5 protein-coding genes and 1 pseudogene are annotated in these 8,592 nt (G+C 51.4%); 5 read left to right on the top strand and 1 reads right to left on the bottom strand.

The genetic code is table 11. The annotated features are described in order from the left end of the window. The 3 genes and pseudogenes from P1U71_RS03155 to P1U71_RS03145 form a co-directional block, all read left to right on the top strand. Window positions 1-184 (top strand): annotated as a pseudogene (locus tag P1U71_RS03155) (zinc ABC transporter substrate-binding protein); the annotation flags it as partial. Between the two features lie 371 nt (window positions 185-555). Beyond that, window positions 556-855 (top strand): hypothetical protein, encoded by a 300-nt coding sequence (locus tag P1U71_RS03150; protein ID WP_301104098.1) that lies wholly within the window; start codon window positions 556-558, stop codon window positions 853-855. Window positions 856-954: 99 nt separating this feature from the next. Next, on the top strand, window positions 955-2,016 hold the full coding sequence (locus P1U71_RS03145; protein ID WP_301104097.1) for a class I SAM-dependent methyltransferase: 1,062 nt from the start codon (window positions 955-957) through the stop codon (window positions 2,014-2,016). A gap of 70 nt (window positions 2,017-2,086) precedes the next feature. Here the strand turns inward: P1U71_RS03145 and P1U71_RS03140 are convergent, their stop codons facing one another. After that, complete coding sequence (locus tag P1U71_RS03140) at window positions 2,087-2,806, bottom strand: helix-turn-helix domain-containing protein (RefSeq protein ID WP_301104096.1); 720 nt, start codon at window positions 2,804-2,806, stop codon at window positions 2,087-2,089. A gap of 331 nt (window positions 2,807-3,137) precedes the next feature. On the opposite strand from P1U71_RS03140, the gene P1U71_RS03135 reads away from it, so the two are divergent. Beyond that, window positions 3,138-4,814, top strand: coding sequence for a ShlB/FhaC/HecB family hemolysin secretion/activation protein (locus tag P1U71_RS03135; protein WP_301104095.1), 1,677 nt, complete (start codon window positions 3,138-3,140; stop codon window positions 4,812-4,814). Between the two features lie 115 nt (window positions 4,815-4,929). Further along, the coding region (locus P1U71_RS03130; protein WP_301104094.1) for a filamentous hemagglutinin N-terminal domain-containing protein at window positions 4,930-8,592 on the top strand (3,663 nt) is incomplete at its 3' end.

Genomic DNA, 8,592 nt, shown 5'->3' with positions numbered 1-8,592 from the left:
CGCTGTTTGCATTTTCCGCGAACCACAATTCTCGGACAAGCTATCCCTTGTTGTGGCTGAGGGAACAACAGTAAAACTCGGAACTCTCGATCCAATAGGCTCTCAATTAAATCCGGGGCCCGGACTCTATCCGACCCTATTAGAAGAAATCGCGGGCGGCATGATTGATTGCTTGGAAAAGTGAATGTCTGGCGGGCGAAGCTCATCGGTTATGTAGAGAAAGCGCAATTAATACCGGCCTCAACCTACTCGTAAAAAGCTCACATTCGTATGTTGTTGAGACTCGTCCCCTATTCATCTCAGATAAATTGAAACTATTTGTAGTAAACTGTTCCGTTCCTAAATAACGCCTGAAAGATGATTTTATATCAAAATCACGATCACGGATAAAACCAGCGGTATCACACGACTTACTTCATCAGGAAAAGCTAATTACTCCATTTTGTGTAGTTGGCTCCTACTTCTTGCGAACTATGTCGCGCATGCATCGCGGTTTACTTTCCGGTCATGACCTGAGGCGAAGTGCCCAGGTAGACAATCAACCGGAGTGATCAAATGTTAAAGATTAAAAGCAGCCCGCTGATACAGCATTATGCTGTGCCCATCTTGCCGGGTAATACAGCGCCCATAAATAATACAATTCTCCTATTCAACGCAGCTTCCTTATTACGTTGCGGAAGCCAGTTCAATTTTGGGACGCACATCCTGAATGCATGGAAATATGCGGTCAAACGTGTTGCGACAGTCGGATGTCATCAGCGCGAGGAATACGTGATGCGTAACCTGTCTGAGCACGCATTGCGGGACATCGGAATGAACCGGATATTGAACACCCGCAGTTTTCAGGACGTTTAGACAATCACCACCACCTCACTCTCACATTGTTGAGCCGTCTCCTTGCTTGGCGGTATCGGACGCTAACGGCCGTAAAGGCCAAAAAAAGGAATTTTAGAAATGAAAATGGAAACACTCGCTACAGAAGCCTTTGCCGGACAAGTTGTCTCTGATGTCAGCGCTACACTTTCCGGTGTCATGACAAATATTGGGCACAAGCTGGGTCTCTACCGTGCCATGGCAGGCGCAGGAGCACTGAGTTCCACCGCATTGGCCAGTAAATGTGACCTGGCCGAGCGCTATGTCCGTGAGTGGCTCAACAATCAGGTGGCAGGCGGCTATCTGGTTTATGACAAAGACACAGGTACATACACACTTCCGGACGCCTATATACCGGTTCTCGCCGATCCGGAAAGCCCATTCTTCCTAGTTCCTGCGCTGGAAGTGGCATCATCATTATGGTTGGATGAAGATCGAATTACGGATGTATTTCGCACTGGCGAGGGGATTGCTTGGAGCGACCATCATCACGGGCTTTTTTGCGGCAGCGAATCACTGTTTCGACCGGGCTATAAAACCTTTCTGGTATCCAACTGGATATCTGCAATGGAAGGAGTGGCGGAAAAACTGACTGCAGGTGCCAAAGTTGCCGATGTGGGCTGTGGGCATGGGGCGTCAACAATAGTGATGGCGAAAGCTTTTCCTGCCTCGACTTTTGTCGGTTTCGATAATCATGCCGCGTCAATCAAGACTGCCCAGGATCGTGCAGTTGATGCCGATGCAACGATGAATACCCGTTTCGAGCTTATGGATGCAAAATCCTATCCTGCTGAAGGATTTGATCTGATCTGTTTCATGGATTGTTTGCACGACATGGGCGACCCTGTCGGCGCAGCCCGTCACGCGGCCAAGGCATTGAAACCGGGCGGTAGCTTGATGCTGGTTGAACCTGCGGCGGGTAATGCCGTTGAGGAAAATATCAATCCGGTCAGCCGCTTGTATTATGCGGCGTCAACGGCTGTGTGCACGCCATGCTCGCTATCGCAGGAGGTTGGACTAGCGCTTGGAGCGCAAGCAGGCGAGCGGCGCCTGTCAGAGGTGCTTGCCGAAGCCGGCTTTGCCCAGATACGTCGGGTGGCCGAGACACCATTCAACATTGTACTCGAAGCAAAATTAGGCTGAGAAATCCTCCCGGCGGTCTTTGTTGGCCGCCGGGAGGGTTAAATTTAGATCTACCGCCTCCGGCGCATTGCTATAGTATTCTGTCCGCAGAAATACCCAAAATCTCGTTAGGTGAAGGCATACCGACATACACACTGTCGGCCAGCCAGATCTTGATGTTGCGGGTCAATGCGGAAGGTCCTTGCACATCGAAATCACCTGAGGCTATTGCCTGCTGATAGGTCAAACGTCCCATCCAGGCATCGGCCATCGTTCTGACAGATGTGGTAATATAGACATCAACATCCTTGCCAGGATCTGTCGTACAAACGTCGACTGCATCGGTCCCGTTGACGACAATCCACCAGTTCGACATGCTTTTGAAATCAGAAAATTTGAATCGAATAACCGCTTTGGATCCAGGCAATTTTTCCGGTTGAACGCTGCGCTCCAGGTAGAGCATTAAGAGTTCTACATCGTAATCAGTTGCGGTCAAATAATTTCTGGACCAGTGCATTCCCCAACTGCCCAACGCGAGCAAAATTGGTTTCAACTGTTGACAGGCTTCTGTCGGAAAATACTCAAATCCGCGCTGCCCTTCGATGCGGCGGCGGTAGATAAGGCCATACTCATCCAGCGTCGCTAAACGCTTGGACAGAATAGTGGGCGATATCGAGGTAAGGCCGCGTTGCAGGTCGGTAAACCGCGTACCACCCATCAAAAGCTCACGAACAATCAGGAGCGTCCATTTCTCACCCAGGATCTCTGTTGCCTTTGCAATCGGGCAAAATTGACCATATTGCGTGGTCATGACATCTAACTCCATAAGTCATAGTTTGATGCTAAGATATATAACGCTTTGCAGCTATGCGCAAAGTGTCTTTATGCAGACCTTCTCCTCAGCCTTATAAGCTATTTTCCTCTGATAATGCGATCTCAAAAAGTATCCATAGATGGCAATGACCAACACCGCCAATCCACATGCCTTTGACAATTCCGTACATTGTAATTGGTGCTAAGTTAGCCAAAACCACGACATTACTCCCAAAATAGGTTTCACAATTGATGAGCTTTTAGTGGCACTTTTAGGTTCTAAAGGTAGGCGCGTTTTGGGTATTATTATTCGAACTGGTTTGATTTTCATGATGTTTTTCATCGGGCTAACCCTGATGTTTTTCATGGGATTAATATCACTTGCGCAGGCCCAGACTTCAGCAAATCCGAGCGGTGTGGACGAACGGTTACGCCCGCGTTCCTCCGTGCCTGAATTAAAGGCGCCTTTTGACCTGCCAGCGCTGCAGGAGGAAGGGCCAAGTAAGGGATCGGATAGTCAGAAATTTGAAATCAACGGTGTCCTGTTTGAAGGGTCTGAGGTGTTGCCGGACAGTCAATTGCAGGAGATCGCCCGGCCCTATATTGACCGGCAGATTACTCTGTCCGATGTTTATGATCTGGCTACGAGTGTCACGGCTCTTTATCGGAATGCGGGCTATATTCTGACGCAGGCTATTGTTCCGGCCCAAAAGATTTCGGACGGGGTTTTGCGACTCCGTATCGTGGAGGGATTCATCGAAAAAGTCTCTATTGAGGGGGATGTTGGTGGTGCTCTGCGGTTTTTGCAGGAACAGGCGCAACGGATAGTCGATAGCCGTCCCTTGACCGTGGAGGTTCTGGAACGAGAGCTTCTGATCGCGGGTGATCTGGCGGGCCTCACTGTAAGAAGCGTGCTGACGCCATCGAAAACAACTCTAGGCGCGACCGATCTAACGCTTGTGGTTGAAGAGGATACCTTCGAGGGGTATGCGGCCATCGACAATTATGGCAGCCGGTATCTCGGGCGGGAGGAGATTGTCGCGGCCGGTTTTGGCAATGATTTGTTCGGTTTGGCGGGACAAGCCGGTGTTACCGCCGTCGTGACACCGAACGAGGGGCCGGAGCTGGCCTATGGAGCGCTTAGCTACGAGGTGCCTCTTACGTCGAGCGGTCTATCTCTCTTCACATCTTACAGCTATTCCAGGACCCGCCCGGGGCTGGAACTGGCGGACCTTGATACAAAGGGCATGGCTCAGGCTGTGCGGCTGGAGCTGTCCTATCCATTTACACGCTCACGCGATCTCAATTTAATTGGGACGCTCGGCCTGTATGGCGCCAATATATCTTCCGAGAATTCGGTGATCCAGCCGGTATTCTACGACAAAGTCCGCAACATGTTTGCCCGTATTTATGTAAACGGGCTGGATAGTCTGGGGGCATCCAATACTGCCAGGTTCACATTTTATCAAAGCCTTCCGTTTCTCGGGAGTTTTGACAATAACGATACGGATTTGTCGCGAACCAATGTGGACAATGATTACCGCAGCTTCAATTTTGAATTATCACGCTGGCAACCACTGGGGGGGAACTTCGCCCTTCTGATGGGGGCGGCAGGCCAGACATCCTTCAATGATGACCTGCTGGCTTCTGAAGAATGGGGGATCGGCGGTAGCTTCTACGGCCGTGCGTTCGATCCTTCCGAAATTTCGGGCGATAAGGGCATTGCGGCTATGGCGGAACTTCAGTGGAACTCGCCATATCAGCCGTCCTGGTCGTCGAATACGCAGCTATACAGCTTTTTTGAAACGGGCGCGGTGTCACAAGTAACCGTCCTGCCCGGGGAACAGAAAACAGAAAAACTTATGTCATTTGGTATCGGTGTTCGCACGGTCATACAGGATCGGGTGAATGTCGATCTCTTTGTCGCAAAACCCTACAAGCGAGAAGTGGTTGCCGAAGGCAGCCGGTCTCCTCGCTTGTTTTTCTCGGTTAGCACATCTTTCTAACGCGCAGGCTTTCACCGGGCGCAGCGATACTCGGTGGCGGAAATGAAATTTTACACTGGCAGTAATGCCGATCGCTATGGAGATGGCCGCAACGTGGTCAGGACAGGTGGAAAAAATGAAAAAGCAGTGTCTTACAAGAAATTTGGCGTCATTGTGCAACTCGACAGCGTTGACCAGTCCTGTCACGGCCATAGGTGCTTTGGCAGCAATTGCGCTCAGCGGGGGCAATGCTTTTGCCTTGGACGCAAACAGCCTGCCGACCGACGGTGCGGTTGTGAGCGGCGCGGCGACCTTCACACAAAGTGGGTCGAAATTGAACGTCAATCAGTCCAGCAATCGAACCGTCATTGACTGGCGCAGCTTTGATATTGGTGAAAATGCCCATGTCAATTTTGACCAGCCGAACTCGGGATCGATTGCTGTGAACCGCGTGAATGCCTCCACAAATGCCTCCCAGATTAATGGTCAGCTTACAGCCAATGGACATGTCTGGGTGCTCAACCCCAACGGCGTGATGTTTGGCAAGTCGGCGCGGATTGATGTCGCGGGTCTGGTTGCCTCAACAGGCAAAATAGATACGGGTCGGTTTATGGCTGGCGATACGCGATTGACTGTATCCAGCGGCAACGATGGTTCTGTTGTCAATGAAGGCCAGATCACTATCCGGGAAGGTGGTCTTGCGGCCTTTGTTGCGCCGGCTGTGCGCAATAACGGGATCATTCAGGCGAAGCTTGGCAAGGTGGCCCTGGCCGCGGGAGAAACCTTCACCCTTGACCTTGCGGGCGACCAACTGGTGGAAATAGGCCTCGGATTGGACGGGGCGACGGCCGAGCAGTTCGGCAAGATTCTCGCTGACGGTGGGCGCATTGAAGTCTCCGCCAAGTCAGCGGGCGGTATGATTGACTCCCTGATCAATCTGGCTGGGGTGACGAGTGCTGCCTCAGCCGAGGTTAAGGGCGGTCAGATTATTCTTGGTGGTGATAACATAGAAATATCCGGTACGCTTGACGTTTCCGGTGTGGCCGGGGGCGGTTCTATCGACATCGAGGGAGAGAGGATTACGACGACGGAAACAGCCGATATTCGCGCAGACAGCCTGGATGAGGGCGACGGAGGTACGATTGTCGCCTACGCTAATATTGAGGGTCGGTATGACGGAACATTCTCGGCACAGGGCGGTCCTACTCGAGGGAATGGCGGTTTTGTGGAAACTTCGGGAAAAGCCGTCCGGATATCGGATGGAATTTCTGTGAATACACTGGCGCCGGAAGGAAAAACCGGGAACTGGTCTATTGATCCGGATGAACTCACCGTTATTGAGACGGGGGGCGACGGCACGTCAACCATTGGCGCCGATACCATTGTGACAAACTTGGAAACGACGGATGTCCGTATTGAGGCCAACGAGACAATCAATATAAATGCAGAAATCGACAGCTCCGGCCAGACCAATTCAAGCACATTGTCGCTTAATGATGAGAATGATGACGGGGCCCTTGTCGTTAATCTAAATGCGGCAATTACCATGGGGGTCAGCCAGACGCTCACAGGGGAAGCAAGTGAAGTTAACGTAACTGACGGCGCCTCAATTCAAAACGGCATTGATGTATCCGCCTCGGGAGCGATCGTCAATGTTGCCCCGGGTGAGTATGCTGAAACTGCGACTTATGGCGGGCAGACTCTTGGTCTCGTAATTAATAAGTCAGTCACCTTGCAGGGGATTTCAAGCACAGGTGACGTAATTGCTGATCGGGAGGATGTCGAGGCGACGGTGATCTCGGGCGGAGAGTCGAATTGGGGGACGAATTTCTATGTAACCGGATCAGATGTAACGATCACCGGCCTGGAATTTCAGGCGGTTTCGGCCAATACTGATGTTGAATCATCCGACGTCACAATCAACAAGGCATTTGAGGTTACTGCAGATAACTTTGTCATGGAGCATTCCATTGTCGCTGCGGCAGATGGATATGACTATGATGGTGATACCAGTACGGCCCTTTATTTCGGAGATGGCGGTGCCGATGACCTGAATAACTTCACTCTGAATGACAATCAGCTGCATGGCGGCATTACAATTACCAATGGTGCAGGTGATGGCGATGAACCGGTTGATTTCACAATCACCAACAACGAATTTTTAGGGACCCATTTCCTTCGCGTACGAGGTGCGGTGGACGGCGTCGGTTGGCTGAATGCCTCTGCGCACGCGCCGACAACTGTAACAGGCAACGATGTATCCGCTGTAACGAGCTATGTTGCGGAAATTTGGGGAAATGACGCGGCGGATCAGGTCGATGCGGGATTTATTTCCAATCTGGTCGAAAACAATACCATGGGCAATTATGCCTATGCGCTGGCCGAAGACGGAACGCTCAGCTTTTCCGACTATACTGAATATGGTGGTACTGCGCCGGCATTTTTCCTCGAAAAAACGATCCAGGGCGCTGTTGGTACTGCAAATAGCGGTGATACCGTGTTAGTCGGTGCCGGAACGTATGAGGAGGCCGTGACGATTGCTGCCGCGAATATCACCCTCTCCGGCGCGCAGGCCGGTGTTGATGCGCGAGACCGGAGCGGGGATGAAACGGTTCTCATAGGTAGTATCAAGGTTGAAGGGGCCGCGGATGACACGGTCATTGATGGCTTTACAATTGAAGAAGGAGCCGTCGTTGAAGGGTCCAAAGTCGGCATTTATATCAAGCGCGACGCGACAGATGTCACGATTCAAAACAACGTCTTTACCCGTTCCGGTGATGTGGATGGGGACGGTTATCGGGGTATTTTGACCGTTTCCAACGGGAACCAGACTGGTCTGTTGATTCAGAATAACAGTTTTTCCGGTTGGGCGACGGGGGCGTATCTGAACCCGGGTGCGATCGGTGCGCAGATTCTGAATAATGATTTCAATGGCAACTTTGTCGGAGTCTCGGTCGACGGCCCAGACGGTGCGATTATTTCCGGCAACAGCTTTACGAATAATGTATTTGAAGGGCTCGGACTTGGCCCCGGAGCGGACATCCTCTCCGCCGCGTTGACGAGCAACGAATTTACGGGAAATACCACCCATATCGGAGTCTATGACGACATCAAGGTGGACGCGACGTCCAACATTTTTGATGGCACCCTGGCGTCAGAGATGACAACGGCGCAGCTTTTGGCATTGGAAGACAAGATAGACCATGGCCTGGATGCCGATTATGAAGGATATGTCGTGACCCGGGAGGGCAATGTCTATGTCACCCAGGACAGCGGCAGCATTCAACGCGCCCATGATACCATTGGGGCCGGCAGTTCGCTGGCCAATCAGAATATTATCAATGTTGCGCCTGGCAATTATACGGAGGGCAATGCAGGGGTATCCATGGCGGGTGCTTCAGGCGGGCAGAATTTTGGGCTGCATTTGTATCATGATAATATCCTTGTTCAAGGTGTCGATAGCGCAGGAAATGTTATCACCGATGCAACGATGACCGGTGCCACGGTCACTGCGGAGTATCAGGCCGGTTTTGGCGCCCAGCATTTTGTTTATGGCGATGGCGTGTCCGTGACAGGTCTGACGTTCAAGCCGGTTGAGGGCGGGGACAATAAAACCTTCGAAGTTATCGGAGATAACTTCACTATGCGAAATTCCGTGATTGACAATTCAGGGAGCATTTCGGGTGTTGCGCTTTATATGAGCGAATTTGGGGATGTTGAAGGCAGCTATAAGGATGTCGAAACCTTCACCATCGAAGATAACATCTTTATGGCGGGACCAGAGACCTATTACACGATT

The organism is Sneathiella sp. (assembly GCF_029233945.1).
Classification (GTDB): Bacteria; Pseudomonadota; Alphaproteobacteria; order Sneathiellales; family Sneathiellaceae; genus Sneathiella.
Note: the sequence above shows the minus strand (reverse complement) of the source record. Positions and strands in the feature narration are given on the sequence as shown.

Coding starts and splice junctions, on each gene's coding strand:
- P1U71_RS03150 (WP_301104098.1), top strand. CDS start 556: ATGTTAAAGATTAAAAGCAGCCCGCTGATACAGCATTATGCTGTGCCC.
- P1U71_RS03145 (WP_301104097.1), top strand. CDS start 955: ATGAAAATGGAAACACTCGCTACAGAAGCCTTTGCCGGACAAGTTGTC.
- P1U71_RS03140 (WP_301104096.1), bottom strand. CDS start 2,806: ATGACCACGCAATATGGTCAATTTTGCCCGATTGCAAAGGCAACAGAG.
- P1U71_RS03135 (WP_301104095.1), top strand. CDS start 3,138: ATGATGTTTTTCATCGGGCTAACCCTGATGTTTTTCATGGGATTAATA.